The 21,753-nt window shown below is 70.1% G+C and carries 17 protein-coding genes and 2 pseudogenes; 12 read left to right on the top strand and 7 right to left on the bottom strand.

The genetic code is table 11. The features are described from left to right. Positions 1-284: 284 nt before the first annotated feature. Positions 285-652, top strand: a pseudogene (locus J3A75_RS34730) (transposase); the annotation flags it as partial. A gap of 264 nt (positions 653-916) precedes the next feature. Continuing rightward, the gene (locus J3A75_RS34735) at positions 917-1,852 is read left to right on the top strand and encodes a site-specific integrase (RefSeq protein WP_043074956.1); all 936 of its coding nucleotides are present in this window, start codon (positions 917-919) and stop codon (positions 1,850-1,852) included. A 1,129-nt stretch (positions 1,853-2,981) separates the two neighbouring features. On the opposite strand, the gene J3A75_RS34740 is transcribed toward J3A75_RS34735, so the two are convergent. From J3A75_RS34740 to J3A75_RS34750, 3 genes are read right to left on the bottom strand one after another with little or no spacing between them, the layout of a single operon-like run. Beyond that, positions 2,982-3,827: a substrate-binding domain-containing protein gene (locus J3A75_RS34740; protein WP_209651277.1), complete on the bottom strand. Its 846-nt coding sequence runs from the start codon at positions 3,825-3,827 to the stop codon at positions 2,982-2,984. Next, positions 3,800-4,510 (bottom strand): ATP-binding cassette domain-containing protein, encoded by a 711-nt coding sequence (locus J3A75_RS34745; RefSeq protein ID WP_209651278.1) that lies wholly within the window; start codon positions 4,508-4,510, stop codon positions 3,800-3,802. Before J3A75_RS34745 ends, J3A75_RS34740 begins: the two co-directional genes overlap by 28 nt. Next, positions 4,507-5,202: an ABC transporter permease gene (locus tag J3A75_RS34750; RefSeq protein ID WP_209651279.1), complete on the bottom strand. Its 696-nt coding sequence runs from the start codon at positions 5,200-5,202 to the stop codon at positions 4,507-4,509. The genes J3A75_RS34745 and J3A75_RS34750 overlap by 4 nt, the downstream gene beginning before the upstream one ends. A 376-nt stretch (positions 5,203-5,578) precedes the next feature. On the opposite strand from J3A75_RS34750, the gene J3A75_RS34755 reads away from it, so the two are divergent. The 3 genes from J3A75_RS34755 to J3A75_RS34765 all read left to right on the top strand — a co-directional run bounded on the left by J3A75_RS34755 (position 5,579) and on the right by J3A75_RS34765 (position 9,186). Beyond that, the gene (locus tag J3A75_RS34755; protein ID WP_209651346.1) at positions 5,579-6,670 is read left to right on the top strand and encodes a molybdopterin-binding protein; all 1,092 of its coding nucleotides are present in this window, start codon (positions 5,579-5,581) and stop codon (positions 6,668-6,670) included. Further along, positions 6,667-8,655: a molybdopterin biosynthesis protein gene (locus J3A75_RS34760; RefSeq protein WP_209651280.1), complete on the top strand. Its 1,989-nt coding sequence runs from the start codon at positions 6,667-6,669 to the stop codon at positions 8,653-8,655. The genes J3A75_RS34755 and J3A75_RS34760 overlap by 4 nt, the downstream gene beginning before the upstream one ends. A 105-nt stretch (positions 8,656-8,760) precedes the next feature. Then, complete coding sequence (locus tag J3A75_RS34765) at positions 8,761-9,186, top strand: winged helix-turn-helix domain-containing protein (RefSeq protein ID WP_312892951.1); 426 nt, start codon at positions 8,761-8,763, stop codon at positions 9,184-9,186. 139 nt (positions 9,187-9,325) lie between these two features. Here J3A75_RS34765 and fdhF read toward each other — a convergent pair whose 3' ends face one another. The 3 genes from fdhF to J3A75_RS34780 are packed head-to-tail and all read right to left on the bottom strand — an operon-like array spanning position 9,326 to position 14,445. Then, complete coding sequence (gene fdhF, locus J3A75_RS34770; RefSeq protein WP_209651281.1) at positions 9,326-12,298, bottom strand: formate dehydrogenase subunit alpha; 2,973 nt, start codon at positions 12,296-12,298, stop codon at positions 9,326-9,328. A 55-nt stretch (positions 12,299-12,353) separates the two neighbouring features. Continuing rightward, entirely contained in the window at positions 12,354-14,072 is a 1,719-nt protein-coding gene (locus J3A75_RS34775) for an NAD(P)H-dependent oxidoreductase subunit E (protein ID WP_209651282.1), read from the bottom strand. Between the two features lie 58 nt (positions 14,073-14,130). Next, the gene (locus J3A75_RS34780; protein ID WP_012329883.1) at positions 14,131-14,445 is read right to left on the bottom strand and encodes a hypothetical protein; all 315 of its coding nucleotides are present in this window, start codon (positions 14,443-14,445) and stop codon (positions 14,131-14,133) included. 249 nt (positions 14,446-14,694) lie between these two features. Between J3A75_RS34780 and mobB the strand changes: the two genes are divergently transcribed. The 3 genes from mobB to J3A75_RS34795 all read left to right on the top strand — a co-directional run bounded on the left by mobB (position 14,695) and on the right by J3A75_RS34795 (position 16,966). Further along, positions 14,695-15,213 (top strand): molybdopterin-guanine dinucleotide biosynthesis protein B, encoded by a 519-nt coding sequence (gene mobB / locus J3A75_RS34785; protein ID WP_012329884.1) that lies wholly within the window; start codon positions 14,695-14,697, stop codon positions 15,211-15,213. 4 nt (positions 15,214-15,217) lie between these two features. Then, entirely contained in the window at positions 15,218-16,474 is a 1,257-nt protein-coding gene (gene glp, locus J3A75_RS34790) for a gephyrin-like molybdotransferase Glp (protein WP_012329885.1), read from the top strand. Positions 16,475-16,612: 138 nt separating this feature from the next. Beyond that, complete coding sequence (locus J3A75_RS34795; RefSeq protein ID WP_076729952.1) at positions 16,613-16,966, top strand: avidin/streptavidin family protein; 354 nt, start codon at positions 16,613-16,615, stop codon at positions 16,964-16,966. Positions 16,967-17,530: 564 nt separating this feature from the next. On the opposite strand, the pseudogene J3A75_RS36870 reads toward J3A75_RS34795, so the two are convergent. Continuing rightward, positions 17,531-17,640: pseudogene (locus J3A75_RS36870) on the bottom strand (IS5/IS1182 family transposase); the annotation flags it as partial. A gap of 417 nt (positions 17,641-18,057) precedes the next feature. Between J3A75_RS36870 and J3A75_RS34800 the strand changes: the two are divergent. From J3A75_RS34800 to J3A75_RS34815, 4 genes are all read left to right on the top strand, one after another. Next, positions 18,058-19,182 carry an ATP-binding protein gene (locus J3A75_RS34800; protein ID WP_209651283.1) on the top strand — a complete coding sequence of 375 codons (1,125 nt, stop codon included), beginning with the start codon at positions 18,058-18,060 and terminating at the stop codon, positions 19,180-19,182. Continuing rightward, on the top strand, positions 19,166-19,591 hold the full coding sequence (locus J3A75_RS34805; RefSeq protein WP_012329888.1) for a response regulator: 426 nt from the start codon (positions 19,166-19,168) through the stop codon (positions 19,589-19,591). The genes J3A75_RS34800 and J3A75_RS34805 overlap by 17 nt, the downstream gene beginning before the upstream one ends. Positions 19,592-19,599: 8 nt before the next feature. Beyond that, positions 19,600-20,769: a hybrid sensor histidine kinase/response regulator gene (locus tag J3A75_RS34810; protein WP_209651284.1), complete on the top strand. Its 1,170-nt coding sequence runs from the start codon at positions 19,600-19,602 to the stop codon at positions 20,767-20,769. A gap of 167 nt (positions 20,770-20,936) precedes the next feature. Then, positions 20,937-21,746 (top strand): Crp/Fnr family transcriptional regulator, encoded by an 810-nt coding sequence (locus J3A75_RS34815; RefSeq protein ID WP_012329890.1) that lies wholly within the window; start codon positions 20,937-20,939, stop codon positions 21,744-21,746. The last annotated feature ends 7 nt before the right edge of the window (positions 21,747-21,753 follow it).

Genomic DNA, 21,753 nt, shown 5'->3' on the forward strand with positions numbered 1-21,753 from the left:
GGAAACAGCTTGATCCATTCCGCCCACAAAACGGAAACCTTAGACCGTGACCGCATATGGTGTTCAAGCGTATAAATCGCGTGCCAAAATTCGCTCGGAGCGTACAAAATGCCCAGGCTGGATTTTTGATGTCGAACCGGCGAAGGGCGCGAAGATCCGCGCCGATCGGGGGCCGGCTTCGCCGAGGCAGTCGCCATCTTCGGCGGCCGTGTTGAAGAGTATCAGAATACCAGGGTCGACGAGAACCTCCGCGCCTAGGGCGTCTCTGCAACGGGTTCACAGCGCGCACGGGCCGGCCTGCGGAGGATCACTGCCAAATGCTCAACGGCATGCTCTGGATCCTGCGTAGGATCGTGCGTACCGGTGTGCCCTGGGAGGACCTGCCGGCCCGCTACGGGGCGGCCGGAACCGTGTCGAGCCGGTTCTACCGCCGGCGCGAGGCCGGCGTGTCCGACCGGGTGCTGCAGCGCCTGCAGGCGCAGGCGGACGCCCGCGGCGCCGTGGACTGGGATCCGCGCTGCGCGGACGCCACGGTGGTGCGCCCACCAGTACGCCGCCGGGGCACGCCGGTTCAGCGCCATCGGGGGGTGACGGCACAGTCGAGGTCGTCGGCGAGGCGCTCGCGCGCAGTCAGGGCGGCTCCTCCACCGAGAAGCGGACTGCCAACGACCTCGCCACGGTCACCCTCGCCATGACCATGCTTCGGCTCACTGGAGTTTGCGGAGACGCCCCAGTATCCTGTGGCCGTGAGGACCCGGGCGCGTCCGCTGATCGACGGATTGCTGGCGATGCCGTTGACTGGACGCAGGGCCGTTCCGGTCAGCGGCCGCTCTGCCGCCCTCCGCTCGACCAACGTCTGATAACCCTTTCTTATCAGACGTAGCGTTACGCTCAGGTTCGATTGAGGGAGAGAGCCATGACGCTGCCCGCTACGCTTGCCGCCCGCGCCCGCGCGTTTGCCGACGAGGCGCTCTCGGAAAATTCCCGCCGGGCCTACCGCGCCGACTGGCAGCACTACGCGGATTGGTGCCGCACCCACGATCTCGAGCCCCTGCCCGCGGGCCCCGAGCAGGTGGCGAGCTATCTCACCTCGATGGCCGAGACTCACAAGCGCGCCACGATCGAGCGCCGGCTCGTCACGATCGGTCAGGCGCACAAGCTCCAAGGGTTGCCGTGGATCCCGGCCCATCCGGCCGTGCGGGCAGCCCTGCGCGGTATGTTCCGGCGCTACGGTCGGCCGAAGAAGCAGGCCGCCGCGCTCGGCGTGCCCGAGACCCTCCAGATCGTCGCCGCCTGTGAAGGCACGGTTGCGGCTCTTCGTGATCGCGCGCTGTTCCTGATGAGCTTCGCCGGAGCGTTCCGGCGCTCCGAGATCGCGCGGATCCGCTTCGAGGACGTCGCCTTCCGCGAAGGTGCGGTCGACGTGTTCCTGCCCCAGTCGAAAGGCGATCAGGAGGGCGAGGGCACGATCGTGACCGTCCTGGCCGGCGAGAACGTCGCGACGTGTCCCGTCGCGGCGCTTCGGCGTTGGCTAAAGGCGGCGCCCACCGAGAACCATATCTTCCGCGCTGTCCGAGCCGACGGAACCGTGATGGAAGCGGGTCTTCATCCGGATTCGATCGGACGTATCGTTCAGAAACGCGCCGCAGAGGCCGGCCTCGTTGCTGGGCCCCGCGAGCGCATCTCAGCACACGGGTTCCGCGCGGGCTTCATCACCGAGGCTTACAGACGCGGATCACGGGACGAGGAGATCATGAGCCATTCACGGCATCGGGATCTCAAGACGATGCGTGGATACGTTCGCAGAGCCAAGCTTTCCGACGCTCATCCCGGCCGCAAATTGGGCCTCTGAAGCGGACCCGCCGGCGTTGCGACGTTACAGCCTCTGGTCCGATCGATCGAAGTCCATCTCGACCGTTTGGAGCCGTTGCCGACGCTTCTGAAATCCTACCGGGGTCGGCCGGCCCGCGAATTCGACATGCACCAGGGGCAGATCCTCCGCATCCCGAGCTCAATCTGCCGCTGTCGATCCTGACTGGGCGCTCGGAAGGTCCGCTGAGCGGCGGTCTGATCCGCGCCAACGACCGGAGCTGGCCGGAAGCGGCTCGCCCGCTTCGGAGCAGATCCGACACACAATCGGGCGGCGTTGGATGGCATCGCTGCGAGTTGGGCTGGCCGAAGGGCTGATAGCGCTGCTCCGCTCGCGCGAAACGGCTGGATCTCAGTAAACATCGGCCATGGAGCGGATCTCACGGCAGGATCGTCAGCGCACGGCGTCCGGGCACCCGAAACGATCGCTGCAGCTCTCGATGTCGCGAGAAGATCCGATGCTTTCTCTGTGAGCGGGCCGGCTCGCGCGGCCGGCGTCTCCCGACTCTAGCGCTCCGGTGATGTCGCCGTAAGAGACCCGGATCTTCCGGATCGAGGCTCGGGGCGAGCATCATCCAGGGCAGGCCGGGGCCGCATCGGCTGAGAAGTCAGGCAGTGCGGATACCGTTCGAGCTTCGCAGCACAGTCGCGCTCGACCCGATTCCGGCCAGACACCGTCTTCTGTGACGATGATGTCCGTAAGGACGTCGTGCACCTGCGGGTCCGTCGACGCGCGCCCTCGCGTCGATGGACCCGCACGAGCCTCGGTGGCCTCGCCGAACGCTGTTTCAGCACCTTCGGTTCGGCGACGCGGATCGTGACATCCCGCATCATCACGACCGTCCCGGTCATCGCCCCTGTGCGGCTTGGAGCGGCACGATGGCGGACTTCAGCGAGATCGACCGCCCATCCTCGCGGACGACCGGGACGGATGGGGGAGCGCCCGCACCATAGTGGCTCTCCCCGGTCGCCGTAGTCTTGCGGCACCCCTCGCGGCGGGGCTCGCGCGGTCGTTCGGGCATGATGAGGTTGAGCGGTCGGCTCATGGCCTCCGATCCTCTGCTCCAGCCTGTGTCGACGCCGGTCCGGTTCCCCAAATCGCGGATACCGGGTCAGCGCGTCGTGAGCGCACCCGCGCTCGGGAAAAACAGCTCTTCGCCACCGACCTTGTAGCCCGCGATCGCCCCCTGCCCCTCCGGCGAGACAAGCCAGTCGATGAAGGCCTGCCCCTCCTTCGCCTTCACGCCGGGGTGCCTGTCGGGGTTCACCAGCATCACGCCGTAGGGGTTGAACAGGCTCGGATCCCCCTGAACCAGGATGACCAAGTCGGCGCGGTTCTTGAACGCGAGCCACGTCCCCCGGTCGGCGAGGATGTAGGCGCCGAGAGCCGAGGCCGCGTTGAGCGCGGGGCCCATGCCCTGGCCGACGTCCCGGTACCAAGGACCGCGCACGGCGGCGAGATCGACGCCGGCCTCCCTCCAGCTGCGCAACTCGGCGCTGTGGGTGCCCGAACGATCACCGCGCGACACGAACGCCGCCTTGCTGGCCGCGAGCTTGGCGAAGGCCTCGCGCACGCCCAGGCCGCGCACGCCGGCCGGATCGGAGGCCGGGCCGATCAGCACGAAATCGTTGTACATCACGTCGTACCGCCTCTTCGCGAAGCCCTCGGCGAGGAACTTGTCCTCGGCCGGACGGTCGTGGACCAGGACCACGTCGGCATCGCCGCGGCGCGCGGCGTCGAGCGCCTGGCCCGTGCCCAGAGCGACGACCTTCACGTCGATCCCGGACGTCTCCCGGAAGAGCGGGAGGATGTGCTTGAACAGGCCGGACTGCTCGGTCGAGGTCGTCGAGGCGACGACGATCGCGGTCGGTTCGGCGTCGGCCGATGGCAGGAGGCCGGCCGCGCTCAGGAGCGCGGCCAATCCCAGGGTCAGGAGGCGACGACGGAAGGGGTCCACGGCAATTCCCCGGCGAGGTAGGCCCGCGCCTCGGACGTGCGGGGCGAGAACAGGATCTGGCGGGATGGACCATGCTCGACGGCGCGGCCGGAGGCCAGCACGATCGCCGTGTCGGCGAGGCGCGCCACCTGCCCGAGATTGTGTGAGACGAGCACCACCGTGGTGCCCGCCCGCGCCATCGCGGACACCAGCCCCTCGACGATCTCGGTCGAAGCCGGGTCGAGGTTCGCGGTCGGCTCGTCGAGGAGGAGCAGGTCGGGTCCGACCGCCCAGGCGCGGGCCAGCGCCAGCCGCTGCTGCTCGCCGCCGGAGAACCGCGTCGCGGCATCGCATGCGCGCTCCGCGAGTCGGACCCGGGCGAGCGCCTCCTGCACCCGCGCGGCGCGCGCAGGACGGGGCAGGCTTCCGAGAGCCAGCGCGACGTTCGCGGCGGCGGTCGCGCGGATCAGCGCGGGCCGCTGAAACACGAAGGCCCGCCGGTGCGGGCCGACCCGGACCGTCCCGCCGTCGGGTCGCAGGAGCCCGTCGATGACCCTGAGCGTGACGCTCTTGCCCGCTCCGTTCGGTCCGATGACCGCCGTGACGCTGCCCGAAACGACCTCCAGGCAGAGACGGTCGAGCACCGTTCGCCCGTCGAGAGACAGCGTCACGTCCTCGAGGCGGATGGCCGGCGCCGCGCTCATCCGTACACGCGCGCGGCGTGGCGGCGGAGCAAGGCCACGGCGACGTTCACCACCAGAACGAGGCCGATCAGCACGAGGCCGAGCGCCAGGGCGAGGCTGAGATCGCCCTTCTGGGTCTCCAGCGAGATCGCCGTCGTCATCGTGCGGGTATACCCGTCGATGTTGCCGCCGACGACGAGGACCGCGCCGATCTCCGAGATCGCCCGGCCGAACGCGGCGAGCGCCGCGGTCACGAGGGAGAAGCGCACGTCGTAGATCATCGCCCCGGCTTGACGCGGTGCGGAGAGCCCGAGGGAGCGCAGCTGCTCGCCGAGATGCACCCGGGCGTCGGCGACGACCTGCTGCGTCAGGGCGGCGACGAGCGGGGTCGCGAGCGTCGCCTGTGCGGCGATCATCGCGCCGGGGGTGAACAGCAGGCCGAGCGGGCCGAGCGGGCCGGAGCGGGAGAGGACGAGGTAGAGCGCGAGGCCGACGAGCACCGGCGGCAGCCCCATGAAGGCGTTCAGCAGGCCGACCGCGGCGCCGCGTCCGGGAAAGCGGGCCACAGCCAGGAACGCACCCAGGGGTATGCCGAGCACGAGGCCGATGCCGACGGCGGTGAGGCTGACATGCAGCGACAGCCACGCGATCGCCAGCACGTCGCGATCCAGGCTGAACAGGCGGGAGAGGATGTCCTGGAGCGTCTGCATCACGCGCCCGGGCCGGTCCTCAGGAACGGGACGCGGCGGATGGCGAGATCAGCCGATGAGGCCGACCTCGAGACGCAGGTTCGGCGGAATGGTCCTGTCATGCCTACCAGGGAGCGCGCGGATACCGGGTGAGCATATCGCCCGGAGCGCTTGTTGTCGTGCCGTCGGGACATTCGAAGTGGCCATCGCCGTCCGTCGGGGATGTGAGCCCCTCTGCGGGGGAACCTGCCCGTCGGAGGCGTCGTCGGTGCCGCGCTCCGGGCGGGCCGCCCGGATTCTCGCCGACGCGGCTTCTCTCGGTACGCGAACGCGGCGCATGCCGGGTCGACCGCCGCGCCGGCCCTTGATCCTCGAACCCGGATGGCGCATCGCCGCCAGGATGGTCCGAAATGCGTCCTCGGCGCTGATCCCACTTCGGGAGGCGGCGAACCTGCTCAGCGGCGAGTCTGCGCCCGTCGCCCCCGCGACCGTTCCGCTCGAAGCGGCGCTCGGATGCATCGCCGCGGGAGCGGTCGTCGCGCGCTCCGCCGTGCCCGCGGCCATGACGGCGGTGCGAGACGGATTCGCGGTCGAGGCCGCTGCGGTGGGAGGCGCGTCGGCCTACGCGCCGATCTTCCTGGCGCGGCCACCGCCATGGGTCGAGGCGGGACAGCCGCTGCCTTCCGGCACCGACGCCGTGTTGCCCCCGGAGGGATACGCGGACGGGACGGTCGTCGCGGACATCGCCACGCGGGAAGGCGTGTGCGGGGCGGGCGACGACGTCGCTGACAACGCGAGGCTGATCGAGGCGGGCACCCGGATCGAGCCGCTTCACCTGCTCGTCCTGGAGGCGGCCGGCCTGGAGACGATAGACGTCCGACAGCCACTCTTGCGCGTCGTCACCGCGGGGACGTCGAGCCTCGATACCGTGTCGCCCCTGCTCAGGCGTCTGATCGCGCGGGCAGGCGGGGTGACCGAGGCCGTTCGCGCCCGGGGAGTCGAGGACATCGTCGCGGCCATCCGCGGCGGCACGGCGGACGCGGTGCTGGTGGTCGGGGGAAGCGGTTTCGGCCGCTCGGACCATAGCGCGGCGGCCCTCGGCCTCGCCGGAGAAGTCCGCGCGCACGGCATCGCGTTGCGGCCCGGGGAAACCACCGCCGTCGGCTCCGCAGCCGGCAGGCCGGTTCTTCTGGTGCCCGGGCGTCCCGAGGCGGCGCTCGCCGCGTTCTTGGCACTGGGCCGTCCTCTCATCGCGAGGCTCGCCGGCGCGCAGGACCGCGGGCCTCGGCGGCATGTCCTCGTACGGAAGATCGTCTCGTCGATCGGTCTGTCCGAGGTCGTCTTCGTCCGGAGCGCGTCCGAGGGCGTCGAGCCGCTCGGCGGAGCCGGGCTTCCGCTCGGTCGGTTGGTGCAGGCGGACGGGATCGTCGTGGTCGAGCCGGAGAGCGAAGGCTTCCGGACTGGCGAGGAGGCAGAGGTTTGGGCCCTGTGAGCGGCGACGCAGACCGTGACGAGGCGGTGGATTTCGCCGCGCGTCTCGCCGCGGCCTCGAGCCAGGAGCAGTTTCTCAGGGTGATGAGCCGGGACGACGCGCTCGCGGCGTTCCGGGCGGCGGTCCCGCACACGCGCCTGCCGTCCGAGACGCTGCCCTTGGAGGAAGCGCTCGGGCGCGTGCTCGCCCGCGACGTCGCCTCGCCCATGGACGTTCCGCCCTTCGACCGTTCCCTGGTCGACGGATTCGCCCTGCGCGCGGCCGACACGGAAGGAGCCGGGCCGGCGAGCCCGCGGCGTCTCGCGCTGAACCGCGAGATCCTCGCCTGCGGTGTCGCGCCGACGGTCGTCGTTCAGCCCGGAACGGCGACGCCGATCTCCACCGGCGGTATGATCCCGCGCGGCGCCGACGCCGTGGTGATGGTCGAGCACTCGGAGTTCGACGCCCGGAGCCTCGCCGTCGACATTCTGACCGCCGTTCGGCCGGCGCAGTTCGTGGGATACGCCGGGGCCGACATGGCACGCGGCGAGACGGTGCTGCGCGAGGGCACGCGGATCACCGCCCGCGAGATCGGCATGCTGGCGGCGTGCGGCCTTCCGGCCGTCGACGTCACCCGACGCCCGCGCGTCGCCGTCCTCTCCACGGGGGACGAGCTGGTCGCACCGGGCGAGCCCCTGCCCGAAGGCGCGATCTACGACTCGAACGGCGCGATCGTCGCGGCCGCGGTGACCGAGAACGGCGGGGAACCGGTCCGGCTCGGGATCGTGCGCGACGACGCCGCCGTCCTGGAGGCAGCCCTCCACTCCGCCCTCCGGGACAGCGACCTCGTCGTGCTCTCGGGGGGCACGTCCAAAGGGGCCGGCGACGTCTCCCACCGGGTGCTGTCCCGCCTCGGCGAGCCGGGCATCCTGTTCCACGGCGTAGCGCTCAAGCCGGGGAAGCCGCTCTGCGTGGCGGTGGCTCAGGGCAGGCCGATCATCGTCCTGCCGGGATTTCCCACCTCCGCGATGTTCACCTTCCACGACTTCGTCGTTCCCTTCGTGCGGGCGCTCGCCGGGCTGCCGCCGCGGGAGGACGAGACGATCGCGGCGCGCGTGTCCCAGCGTGTGCCCTCCGAGCTCGGTCGCACCGAGTTCGTGATGACCTCGCTGGCCCTCGGTCCCGAGGGGACGATCGCCCTGCCGCTGCCGAAGGGCTCGGGTTCGGTCACGGCGTTCTCGCAAGCGGACGGCTTCTTCGCGGTTCCCGCCGCGCGCGCCGGCGTCGAGGCCGGAGAGGGCGTCGCCGTGGTCCGCCTGGGCGCCGGCGTTCGGGCGCCCGACCTGACGATCGTCGGCAGCCATTGCATCGGTCTGGACCGGGTGGTCGGCCTGCTCGCCGAGCGCGGCTACCGCGCCCGAACCATCTGGGTCGGGTCGGCCGGCGGTCTCGCCGCCCTGCGGCGCGGCGAATGCGACGTCGCGGCCATGCACCTCTTCGATCCCGAGACGGGCCGGTACAATGCCCCGTTCCTCGCCGAAGGGATGTCCCTCGCGCCCGGCTGGCGCCGCCTCCAGGGCGTCGTGTTTCGCCGCGGCGACGCCAGGTTCGAAGGCCGGAACGCCGCGGACGCGGTCGCCGCGGCGCTGTCCGACCCCGACGCCGTGATGGTCAACCGCAACGCCGGATCGGGCACGCGCCTGCTCGTCGACGGGCTGCTGAACGGTGCCCGGCCGGCCGGGTTCTGGAACCAGCCGCGCTCGCACAACGCCGTCGCCGCGGCGGTCGCACAAGGCAGGGCGGACTGGGGCGTGGCCATAGCGAGCGTCGCGGACGCCTATGGCCTGGGCTTCCGTCCGCTGACGGAAGAGCATTACGACCTCGCGTACTGCGAGCGCGCCAAGGGGGCGCCGGCGCTCGCGGCCTTCCTGAGACTGCTCGGTGAGCCCGGGACGGCCGCGGCACTGCGCGATCTGGGCTTCTCGCCCGCCGCAGAGACCTCGTGACGCGCGCTTGATCTGCCGGCCTCGCCGCGGGCGGCGTGCCCCTGACCCGCGACGCGGTGGACACACCTCGGTGGGACGAAAGGGGCGATCCTGTCGCTCGCCGAGATGATCGACGATGCCGTTTCAAGTAGGGACGCCTGCGAGGCGCTGGGGCCTCCATCGAAGCGGCGGTTGGCATTGGGCGAGGACACGAGCATCAGTCTGAGGATCGAGCTCGGCTCGGACACCTTGCTGGGACCGGGCAAGGCCGCGCTTCTGAGCGGCATCCGCGACACCGGCTCCATCGCCGCCGCAGGGCGCCGGATGGGCATGAGCTACAAGCGAGCCTGGTACCTCATCGATACGCTGAACAAGGCTTTCCAGGAGCCGCTCGTCTCCGCGAGCAAGGGGGGACGCCGGGGCGGCGGCGCGACGCTGACGAGCACGGGCGACGCCATCCTCGAGAGTTACCTGCGCATGGAGCGGCTCGCCTCGGAGGCCGTGGCAGCCGAACTCGACCTCCTCGCTTCGCTGATGAAGCCCGCCCCCTAGGATCGAGGACGCCGCGCGGCGGCGCGCCGCCATCACGGGCAGACTCCCGGCCGGATCCGGCCCTGCCGGCCGGATACTGCAGATGTCCACCGTCAAGGTCTGGCGGCACGCCCGGGCGCGCCGCCGGAGATCTCGCCGCCTACTCGGCGGCCATGGGCGTCGCGTGGACGGCGGAGGCCCGGGCCGCGCAGAACTTGAACTCGGGGATCTTGCCCATCGGGTCGAGCGCCGGGTTCGTCAGCAGGTTGGCCGCGGCCTCGGCGTAGCAGAACGGCATGAAGATCATGCCGACCGGCACGTCGCGGTCGGAGCGCACCTTCAGGTGGACGGCGCCGCGGCGCGTCTCCAGCTTCATCGTGTCGCCGGGCTCCAGCCCGAGCCGGTAGAGCTCCTTCGGGGCCATGAAGGCGACCGCCTCGGGCTCCAGCGCGTCGAGGACGCCGGCGCGCCGGGTCATCGATCCGGTGTGCCAGTGTTCGAGCACGCGGCCGGTCGACAGGACCATCGGGTAGTCGTCGTCCGGCAGCTCGTCCGGCGGCACCACGGCGGCCGGGACGATCTTCGCGCGCCCGCTCTCCGTGGGGAAGCCGGCGTAGAAGATGATCTCGTTGCCGGGCTTGTCCGGCGCGTCGACCGGATAGGTCACGGCGCCCTCGCGCTCCAGGCGCTCCCAGGTGATGTTGTTGAACGACGGCATCACCATGGCCATCTCGCGGAAGATGTCGGCCGGACCGCCGTAGTTCCAGGGCAGGCCGAGGCGCTTCCCCAGTTCCTGGATGATCCACCAGTCCTGCCGCGCGTCGCCCGGCGGGGACACCACCGGCTGCGAGATCTGCACGCGACGGTCGGTGTTGGTGAAGGTGCCGGCCTTCTCGGCGAAGGCGGAGGCCGGCAGCACCACGTCGGCGTGGAAGGCGGTCTCCGTCAGGAACAGGTCCTGCACGACGAGGTGGTCGAGCATCGCCAGGGCGTGCCGGGCGTGGTTCAGGTCGGGGTCGGACATCGCCGGGTTCTCGCCCTCGACGAACATGCCCTTGATCTCGCCGGCGTGGATCGCGCGCATGATCTCGACGACGGTGAGGCCCCTCTGCGGGTCGAGCTTCTGACCCCAGAACTCCTCGAACATCTCCCGCACCGCGGCCTTCTCGACCGACTGGTAGTCCGGATAGACCATCGGGATCAGGCCGGCGTCGGACGCGCCCTGGACGTTGTTCTGGCCGCGCAGCGGATGCAGGCCGGTGCCGGGGCGCCCGATCTGCCCCGTGACGAGGGCGAGCGCGATCAGGCAGCGCGAGTTGTCAGTGCCGTGGACGTGCTGGCTGATGCCCATGCCCCAGAAGATGATCGAGGACTTGGCGCGGGCGTAGAGCCGGGCGACCTCGCGCAGCGTCTCCGCGTCGATGCCGCAGACCGAGGCCATCTTCTCCGGCGTGAACTCGACGATCTTCTCCTTCAGCGCCTCGAAGTTCTCCGTGTACCCCGCGATGTATTGCTCGTCGTAGAGCTCCTCCTCGATGATCACGTTGAGCATCGCGTTGAGCATCGCCACGTCCGAGCCGGGCTTGAACGCGAGGTGCTTGTAGGCATGCCGCGACAGCACCTGCCGGCGCGGGTCCATGACGATCAGCTTGGCGCCGCGCTGCTTCACGGCGTTCTTGAGGAAGGTCGCCGCCACCGGGTGGTTCACGGTCGGGTTGGCGCCGATCACGATGATGACCTCGGCGTCGAGCGCCGCCGAGAACGGCGCCGACACGGCGCCCGAGTTCAGGCCTTCCATGAGGGCCGCCACCGACGAGGCGTGGCACAGGCGGGTGCAGTGGTCGACGTTGTTCGAGCCGAACCCGAGCCGCACCAGCTTCTGGAAGAGGTAGGCCTCCTCGTTCGAGCCCTTCGCCGAGCCGAAGCCGGCGAGCGCCTTGCGGCCGTGCGTGTCGCGGACCGTCTTGAGGCCCCCGGCGGCGCGGTCGAGCGCCTCCTCCCAGGTCGCCTCGCGGAAGTGCGTCCACGGGTTGGCCGGGTCGACCTGATCGTTGGCGTCCTTCGGGACGTTGTCCAGGCGGATCAGCGGCGCCGTCAGGCGGTGGGGGTGGTGGACGTAGTCGAAGCCGAAGCGCCCCTTCACGCAGAGCCGGTTGTGGTTGGCCGGGCCATTCACGCCCTCGGCGTAGACGATCTTCTCGTCCTTCACCTTGTAGGAGACCTGGCAGCCGACGCCGCAATAGGGGCACAGCGAGGTCACCTCGCGGTCGGGGTACACCGTCCGGGTCTTGTGCTCGGCGTCGAGATAGGCGGACGGCATCAGCGCGCCGGTCGGGCAGGCCTGGACGCACTCGCCGCAGGCCACGCAGGTCGAGCCGCCCATCGGGTCGTCGAAGTCGAACACGACCTTGGCGCCGGCCGAGCGGTAGGCCATGCCGATGACGTCGTTGACCTGGACCTCGCGGCAGGCGCGGACGCAGAGGTTGCACTGGATGCAGGCGTCGAGATTGACGCTCATGGCCGGGTGGCTGAAGTCGCCGGTCCAGCGCTCGGCCGCGGGGAAGCGGCTCTCGGACACGTCGAGGAAGTCGGCCTGCACCCAGAAATGCGAGGTCGGGTCGTGCGAGGTCGCGCGCTCGGGCTGGTCGGCCACGAGCAGCTCGAGCACCATGGCGCGGGCCTTGGTGGCGCGCTCGGTCGGGGACTTGACCTTCATGCCCACGGCCGGCGTGCGCTTGCACGAGGCGGCCAGCACGCGCTCGCCCTCGATCTCGACCATGCAGGCGCGGCAGTTGCCGTCCGGGCGGTAGCCGGGCTCGGGCTTGTGGCAGAGGTGCGGGATGTGGGTGCCGAGGCGCTTGGCGACGGCCCAGATCGTCTCGCCGGGGGCGGCCTCGACCTGCTGTCCGTCGAGCTCGAACGCGATGGTCGGGGGGGCGGTCGGCCGCCCCTTCAGATCGTGCAGGCCCGACGGCTCAGGGGCCGCTTGGCCGCCCGCCTTCGCCCCTTCCGAGTAGGAGCCGCCGGCCCCCGGCTTCGGGCCCGACGCGGGCCCGCCCGCATCCTGCAGCCCGTCGGCCCGGATCTCGGGCTTCTCGGTCTTGTCGCCGCGCTGTTCGGGGGCGTTGCTCATGCGGCCGCTCCTGGCTCGGACATCGGGATAGGGTTCGCCGGCACCATCGGTTGCCTCACTCGGCAGCCGCGGCGCGGGGGGCGGGGAACAGGTCCGGGAAGTACTTGATGACGCTGCTGAGCGGGTTCGAGGCGGCTTGGCCGAGGCCGCAGATCGAGGCGTCCCGCATGCACTGGGACAGCTCGCCCAGGAGCTCGGTGTCCCAGACGCCCTGCTCCATCAGGATGCGGGCCTTCTGGGTCCCCGAACGGCAGGGGGTGCACTGCCCGCAGCTCTCGTCCTCGAAGAACCTCATCAGGTTCAACGCGGCGCCGCGCACATCGTCCCGATCCGACAGGATCACGACGGCGGCAGAGCCGATGAAGCAGCCGTACTTCTCCAGGGTCCCGAAATCGAGCGGGATGTCGTTCATCGACGCCGGCAGGATGCCGCCCGACGCGCCGCCCGGCAGGTAGGCCGCGAAGGTGTGGCCGTCGGCCATGCCGCCGCAATACTCGTCGATGAGCTCCTGGATGGTGAGGCCGGCCGGGGCGAGCTTCACTCCCGGCTCCTTCACGCGTCCCGAGACCGAGTAGGAGCGCAGGCCGACGCGGTCGTTGCGGCCGTGGCTCTTCCACCAGTCGCCGCCCCGCTCGATCAGGTCGCGGACCCAGAACAGCGTCTCAATGTTGTTGATCAGCGTCGGACGGTTGAACAGGCCGACCTGGAACGGGAACGGCGGCTTGTGCCGCGGCAACCCGCGCTTGCCCTCGAGGGACTCGATCAGCGAGGATTCCTCGCCGCAGATATAGGCGCCGGCGCCGCGGCGCAGGTGGATGCGCGGGCCGCCCTCGGGGAGCTTCGCGATCTCGCGCGTCAGGATCTCGCGGGAGATGGGGTACTCGTCCCGCAGGTAGATATACACCTCCGGCGCCTCGACGACGTGGGCGCCGATCAGCATCCCTTCGAGGAAGCGGTGCGGGTCGGTGTTGAGGTAGAGCTGGTCCTTGAAGGTGCCGGGCTCGCCCTCGTCCCCGTTGACCGCCATCAGCCGGGGTCCGGGCTCGCCGCGCACCGAGCGCCACTTGCGCCCCGTCGGGAAGCCCGCGCCGCCGAGGCCGCGCAGGCCGCCGTCGTCGAGCACCTTCAGGATGTCGTCGACCGGAAGGTCCCCGCTGCGGAGCCGATCCAGGGTCGCGTACCCGCCGGCGGCCCGATAGGCGTCGTAATCCACGTAGTCCGGGACATGGGCGTGTGTGTCGCCGGCCTCGACCGCGGCCCTCACGGAGGCGAGGTCGGCCTTGTACAGGAAGTTGTGCCCGACCTCGACGGCGGGCGCGTGGTCGCACAGGCCGACGCAGGGCGCGCGCACGACGCGGACGGCGTCGGAGGCGAGTTCCCGCTGGAGCGTCTCCAGCAACTCGTCGGCGCCGAACATCGCGCAGGTGATGCTGTCGCAGACCCGGACGGTCAGCCTCGGGATGGCGGCGTCACCCTCCTTCACCACGTCGAAATGCGCGTAGAAGGTCGCGGTCTCGAAGACCTCGGCGAAGGCCAGGGCCATCTCGTCGGCCAGCGCCGCCAAGTGCTCGGCGCTGATCTGGCCGAAGGTGTCCTGGATCAGGTGGAGGTGCTCGATGAGCAGGTCGCGCTGGCGCGAGCGGGAGCCGAGAAGCTCCTCGATCTCGACCTTCGCCCGCGGCTCGACCTGGCGACCCTTGGGTACGCTGCGCGCCTTGTTTCGCCCCCGGCCGGGATGCGAGAAGTTTCTGACGGTCCCCGGTGCCTCACTCATGCGATATCTGATTTCCAACTGCTGGGGCGGTTAGTCGCGGCGTCCTGACGGTCGGGGCTTACTGGCCGCCGAAGGCCCGAAGCGGCTGGCCGGCCTCGGACCGATGTTCCATCGCGACGGCTCCCGTCGCCGCGTCCAGGGAGGTGATCCTGGGCCCAACGACGGAGCGAAGCTCGATCTCGAACGCGTCGAGGGTGGCGTTCAGGCGGTCCATCAGGGACTTCGAGGCGTCCGCGGTCGAGGAAGCGATCGTCCCCGCGAGCGCGTCGCGAACGCGGTCCGCGAGCTCCTGCGTGAGCGGCGGCTTCGCGTCGGCGCAGTAGGCGTCCGTCACGATGGCGGCCCAGTCCGCCGCAGAGGATGCGTCGCTCATGCTCATGCCTGCGCGATCAAGGGAAGGTCGGAGTCGTGCATGGCGTGCCCGTTCGGGTCCGTTGGCGTGGCGTTCGCTCGTGGCATACCAAATGGCAGCCGTTATAGCGGAGGTGTTATATCGTTTTTGAAGTCGTTTCAATTTGCGTGAGGCGGGGTCACGCGCCCCGACGGCGTGGCTGACGCTTGCTCTGAGACATCGTGCGGGGCAGTGGAAACGTCGCGAGGGAGGCGGTCAGAGGTGTCCGGCATGCGCGTGATCGGACTTGCCGGGTGGAGCGGGGCTGGCAAGACCACCCTGCTGGTTCGGGCCATCCCCGTGCTCGTCGCCCGCGGCGTGAAGGTGGCGACCCTCAAGCATGCCCACCACGACTTCGACACAGACTGGCCCGGGAAGGACTCGTACGAGCACCGCAGGGCGGGGGCGGTCGAGGTGCTCGTGTCGTCGGGCCGCCGGTGGGCCCAGGTCCACGAGCTGCGGGACGAGGCGGAAGCGACCCTGGCTCAGCTCCTGCGGCGGATCAGCCCCTGCGACCTCATCGTCGTGGAAGGCTACAAGCGGGAGCCGATCCCCAAGCTCGAGGTCCATCGCGCCGAGAACGGCCGCCCGCCTCTCCATCCTCTGGACCCCACCATCGTGGGCATCGCGAGCGACGTCGGATTTCCGGCCTCGGGCATTCCCGTCGTAGATTTGAACGACCCGGAGGCGGTGACGGGGCTGATGCTCGACGTCGCCGTTCCCTTCGAAGACGTCCTCGGGAGGCTCTAGCCGGATGGCCCAGCTCAGCGACGACTGCTTCGCGTTCGGCGGCCCCCTGATGACCATCGAGGACGCGCACGCCCTGTTCGGCGAGCGGCTCGTAGCGGTCGTCGGCACCGAGGACGTTCCCGTCCAGGACGCCGACGGACGCATCCTGGCCGAGGATTGCGTCGCGCCCATCGACGTCCCGCCGTTCCCCAACTCGGCCGTCGACGGCTACGCGGTCCGTTTCACGGACCTGCGCGCCTCCGATGCGACGGTGCTGCCGGTCGGCGCGGTCGTCGCGGCCGGCGGGTCGTCCGAGGGCGTGTCGGCGGCGGGCTCGGCTACCCGGATCTTCACCGGGGCCCCGATGCCGGCCGAGGCCGACACCGTCTTCATGCAGGAGGACGTCCACGTCCTGCCCGACGGCCGGGTGTCCTTGCCGCTCGGGCTGAAGCGCGGCGCCAACAGCCGCGACGCCGGCGAGGACGCGGCCAAGGGCTCGTCGATCATCGCGGCCGGCCGGCGTCTCCGGCCGCAGGACTTGGCTCTGGCGACCGCGGTCGGCCTGCGCACGTTGAAGGTTCGCCGCACCCTACGGGTCGGCGTGTTCTCGACGGGCAACGAGCTCGTCGAGCCGGGGGCGCCCTTGAGACCAGGCGCGATCTACGACTCGAACCGCGTCCTGCTGCTCGCGCTTCTCCGGCGGATGGGCGTCGCGGCGAGCGATCTCGGCGTCATCCGTGACGACCCGACGGCGCTCGCGGCGAGGCTCTCGGCGGCGGCCGCCGAGCACGACGTGATCCTGACTTCGGGCGGCGTGTCGACCGGTGACGAGGATCACGTGAAGACCGCCGTCGAGACCATCGGGCGCCTCGTCTTCTGGAGGCTGGGAATCAAGCCCGGGCGGCCGGTCGCGATGGGCATGATCGACGGCAAGCCGTTCCTGGGCCTCCCGGGCAACCCGGTGGCCGTCTACGTCACCCTGTTGTTCGTCGTGCGGCCGCTCCTCGCCCGGCTCGCCGGCGAGGCTTACGCGCCGCCGCGCGGGTTCACCGCCAGGGCGGCCTTCTCCTACCGGAAGCGAGCGGGCCGCAGAGAGTTCGTCAGGGTCAGCCTCGCCCGGGACGCCGACGGCACCTGGGAAGTCCGGAAGTTCCAGCGCGACGGCGCGGGCATGCTGTCATCGCTCACCGAGACCGAAGGCCTCGTGGAACTGGAGGATAACCGGACCGAGGTCGTGCCGGGCGACGTCGTGCGGTTCCATCCGCACGAAGTCCTTTGGTAGCGAGGCCGCACGCAGAGCCTCACGGGACACAGACCGCGCCCGAGCATTGCCGGGCCCGCGCCTTCGTTATATCAAATCTGCTATATCGCTTGTGATAGGCCGTGCGAGCGGCCGCTCGGTCGGCGGGCTTGGGCAACGATGTTCGATGGTGTCTGGCGGAGCCGAGCAGGCGCGGAACTTCGCCTCCTCCAGATGGGCGAGGCCGTCTCCGGGACCTACACCGCCGCCAATCCCGGCCCTGCGCAGACGCATCGAAGCCGCATCCTCGTCGGCACGGCCGAGGGCGACATCATCGGCTTCGTGACCAGCACGTCGTCGCCGCAGGAGATCACGGCCTGGACCGGGCGTCTCGTGCGCGCCGACGAGGAAACGGCCGAGGAGATCCACGCGGTCTTTCATGCCGTCGAGCGGTGTTCCAAGCCGAAGGCAGAGGACAACCCCATCGCCCTCGAGACGACCATCTTCTCAAAGGTCGAGAACGCCTGTTCATGATGGCAGGGCCGCTTCCATCCTCGATGTCATCCTGAGGAGCGGGCGGCGCGATCGAAGGGAGGAGCGGTCGGCGCGTTCATCGCCGACAACGATCGGCTTGCCGCTGCGTCCTCCAACCCGTCCTCTCGGCATCGGGTCAGCGAATGGCTGTTCGCACGTGGGGGCGTCCGCTTGCGGAACGTCTTCCAGTCCAGCGGAATGGCCGGGAGGGGCGCGAAGCTGACTGTCTGGTGCTGCGTGTGCTGCCGATCCGGCGCGCCGTAATAGGGTCGACAGCGGAACTGCTTCGGCGAAGCCCAGTTCGAAGCGGGCGGCCTCTCACCGAGCCAACGCGGTCGTAGAAGCCCGCCCAGGCAGCACCGCCACCGCAGACGTTCGTGCGCCAGCTATCCGATCACTTGGCGGCCCTGAAGGCTGCCAAGCCGATACAGCTCATCCTTTTGCGGGAGAACAACGGAGCGCGTGTTGAGCGTCTCGGGGGGAACGCCATCGCGGCCCACCGCCGCCTCCGGAAGCCTGCCCTCACAAAGCTGCCTCGAGCCATCCCTCGGGTCGGGGACTCCTTCAAGTCCATGCGATGACACAGGAAACGCGCGCGACAGCGGCGAGATCGTTGCAGGTCGAGCGAACACAGCGGGTCGCAACGCGCCCCAGTTTCTGAGTTGGCCGGACAGGCACCCGGTCCGCCCTCTCTTTCACCCCGGCAGATGAAGCATGGCAGCTGCCAGTGCGCGCCGCTCCGTAGGGCGGATGCGTTGGCCGCGCGCCGGGACGGTAGGGTTTGGCGCAGGGAGGCTCGCGGGCCACCAGGTCGCCCACCGCCTCAACGCGATCCTCCCGCTCGGCAGCCTCATCCAACGGGCGGCGCCTCATGGCCCGCGTCCCGTCGCGCATCGGGTCCGCGTCGTCCGATCGTTCGAGATCGCCGTCGTCGAGGCGATGCTGAGGTGGCGAGCATCGGTGAATCCGGTCACGCGTCGGCAGGCCTTGCCACCGCCGCCTTCCAGTCCCACTTGGCGCCCGCGCCGGTTCCCGATCGGGAAGAGTTGTTCTTCACCGTCTCACCCGCCGCCTCGACGAAGGAGAGCTGGGTGGAGCGAGCCGCGAACCTGACGGCGGACGATTTTCGCGCGCTGGCCGACGCACTGCCGCAGATGGCCTGGGTGGCCGAGCCGAACGGCGACATCATCTGGTACAACCGCCGCTGGTACGACTACACCGGCACCACCATCGAGCAGATGCGTGGATGGGGCTGGCGCGACGTCCATCACCCCGACCACGTGGAGCGCGTGGTGGGACGCATCAGCGAGGCGTTCCGGACCGGCGAGCCGTGGAAGGATACCTTCCCGCTCCGCGGCGCCGACGGTGAGTACCGCTGGTTCCTGTCGCTGGCACAACCCCATCGCGGATCCGACGGACGCATCCTGCGCTGGTTCGGGACCAACACCGACATCACCGAGCGCAAGGGCTTGGAGCGCCGGCTCGCCCGTCACGCCATCGACCTGCGCCGCTCGAACGAGGGACTGGAGCAGTTCGCCTACGTCGCCTCCCACGACCTGAAGGCGCCCCTGCGCGGCATCGAGAACCTCGTCGGGTGGATCGAGGAGGATCTGGAAGGCTCGCTGACCGGCGACGTGCGAACGAACATGGAGCTCCTCAAGAGCCGCGTGCGTCGGCTGGACAGCCTCCTCGACGACCTCTTGGCCTACTCCAGGGCGGGAAGGGCGGACGCGACCATGGACACGGTCGACACCCGGGCGCTGGTCGGGGAGCTCGCCGTCCTGGTCAGCCCACCCAAGGGCTTCACCATCTCGGCAGACGCCTCCCTGCCGACGATACAGGCCCCCCGGGCGCCCCTCACCCAGGCCTTGCAGAACCTGATCGGCAACGCCATCAAGCACCACGACCGGCCGGCCCAAGGGCACATCCGGGTGGAGGCCAAACCGTCGGGGGGCGCGGTCGAGTTCGTCGTGACCGATGACGGGCCGGGCATCCCCGAGCAGTTCCGCGAACGCGTGTTCGGCATGTTCCAGACGCTCAAGCCCCGCGACGAGGTCGAGGGCAGCGGCATGGGGCTCGCTATCGTGCGCAAGCTGGTCGACCGGCAGGGCGGCAAGGTCTGGCTCGCGGACGGCTCCGACGGGCGTGGCCTCGCGGTGCATTTCACGTGGCCGCTCGACGGCGGGAAGGGGCGGACGGATGGGTTCGACGGTTAACATCCTGCTGGTCGACGACGACGAGGTCGACGTCCAGGGACTCAAGCGCGCCTTCAAGAAGAGCAAGATCGGCAACCCGATCACCGTCGCCCGCGACGGCATCGAGGCCCTGGAGATCCTGCGCGGCGAGAACGGGCGCGAGCGCCTGCCCAAGCCGCACCTGGTCCTGCTCGACCTGAACATGCCGCGCATGAACGGCATCGAGTTCCTGGAGGCGGTGCGCGCCGACGAGGACCTGCGCTCGGCGGTGGTGTTCATGATCACCACGTCGAAGGCCGACGAGGACCGGATGCGCGCCTACGGGCACAACGTCGCCGGCTACATCGTCAAGCGCGACCCGGCCAACACCTTCATGGAGGCGGTCGCGCTGCTCGAGCATTACTGGAAGGTCGTGGAGTTCCCGGCGTAGCCGACCCCGTGACGACCCCGACCCGCATCCTGCTGATCGACGACGACGCGGTCGACCGGGCGGCCGTGCGCCGGGCGCTGGCCAAGTCCGGCCTCAAGCACTCGCTGACGGAGGCGCCGGGAGGCGACGAGGGCCTGCGCCTCGCCGCGGAGGAAACCTTCGACTGCGTGCTGCTCGACTACCGGCTGCCCGGCATCGACACGTTCGCGCTGCTCAGGACGCTGCTGGCGGCCGAGGGGCAGGCGCGGGCGGTGCTGATGCTGACCGGCGAGGCCGACCCGGACCTCGCGACCCGGCTGATGCGGGCGGGGGCGCTGGACTACCTCGACAAGGCCGCGGTCACGCCCTCCGGCCTGGCCCGTGCAATCCGCTACGCCGAGGCCCGACAAGCCTTCCAGGCGGAGCTCGCCGCGGCGCGGCGCGAGGCGGAGGCGAAGTCGCTCGAACTCGACACGCTGAACCGGCAGAAGTCCCTCCTGTTCTCGATCATCGCCCACGACCTGCGCAATCCGTTCCAGGCGCTGCTCGGCCTGTCCGAGGTGCTGGGCAAGGCCGTCGCGGCGCGCGACCCCGCGTCCGTGGAACGTCGGGCGAAGGGCATCCACGAGGCGGCGACGCAGGCCTATGACCTGCTCGAAAGCCTGTTCTCCTGGGCGAGCCTGCAGATGGACACGATGGCGGTGGCCCTGACCGACGTCGGTCTCGACGCCTTGGCGGCCGAGGTGATGCAGGGTGCGTCCGAGGCTGCCGCCGATAAGGGCATCGGCCTGGTGGTAACGTGCGACCGGGTCGTCGTTCGGGCACAGCGGGACATGCTCGCCACGGTGCTGCGCAACCTCGTGAGCAACGCGGTCAAGTTCACGCTGCCGGGCGGAACCGTCACGGTGGCCGGTCGGCGCGACGGCGACGAGGTCGAGATCTCGGTGACCGACACCGGCATCGGCATGCCGCCGGGCAAGGTCGATGACCTGTTCCGCCTGGACAGGCGGACGACGACGAACGGCACGGCGGGTGAGCGTGGGAGCGGGCTCGGCCTGTTGCTCTGTAGGGACCTCGTCGAGCGCCAGGGGGGCGTGCTGACCGTGACGAGCGCCATCGACCGGGGAACCACCTTCCGATTTCGGCTGCCGGCCCCCGTCGTGTCGGGGCCGATCCCGTCCGTCGCGGCGCTCACCTGACCCGCCGGCGCGCACCGTCCGTTGTCCGTCGGCGTTAGTCGAGGCGATCGACAGCTAAAATCCCGTGCCGCGGCGGTCACTTCGCCGCCAGTTGTCAGATATCGGACATCTTCGCGCCCGGAAGTCCGCTACTGGACAATTCGGCCGCCCCGGCCCGGACCGCTCTCGTGACTGCCCGAAAATCGTCTTCCATCGACGGCAACCTGCTGCTCGAAGCCCTCAACGCGGCCGACCGCGCCTTGCTGGCCCCGCACGTCGAGCGTCGCGAGGTCAGTCGCGGCGACGTGCTGTTTCGCGCCGGCGACGACGTCAGCCACGTCACTTTCCCCGCGCAACGCTGCGTCGTGACCCTGGTGGTGCCGCTCATCGACGGGAAGTCGGTCGAGACAGCGACGATAGGCCGAGAAGGCGCCATGGGCGGCGTCGTCAGCCACGGCTACCTGCCGGCGTTCGGGCAGGCGGTGGTCCAGGTTGGCGGGCCCGTCATCCGGATCGACGCCGCGCGTCTGTCCGCGGCCAAGCACGCCTCCAAGGGCATCCGCGACCTGTTCGTGCGCTACGCCGACTGCCTGCTCGCCCAGGTGCTGCAGTCGGTGGCCTGCAACGCCGCCCATACCATCGAGCGGCGTTGCCTGCGTTGGCTCCTGACCCTGCAGGACCGGATCGGCACCGCCGAACTGCCGGTCACCCACGAGCTCCTCGCCGACATGCTCGGCGTGAGACGAGCGTACCTGACCGAAGTCCTCGGACGCATGCAGCGCGAAGGGCTGATCGGCATCGGACACGGGCGCATCACGCTGCCGGACCGCGCCCGCGCCGAGGCCGGAGCCTGCGAGTGCCATGCCACCGTGCGGCGGCACTTCGAGGAAGTGATGGGCGCCGTTTACGCGCCCGGCGGGCGGATCATCGCCGTCGACGTCGCCGAGCCCGAGAGACTCCGGCCGCCATCGACGGTCGTGCGGGAGGGGAGCCCGTGAACCAAGT

Source organism: Methylobacterium sp. PvP105, assembly GCF_017876975.1.
Taxonomy (GTDB): domain Bacteria; phylum Pseudomonadota; class Alphaproteobacteria; order Rhizobiales; family Beijerinckiaceae; genus Methylobacterium; species Methylobacterium radiotolerans.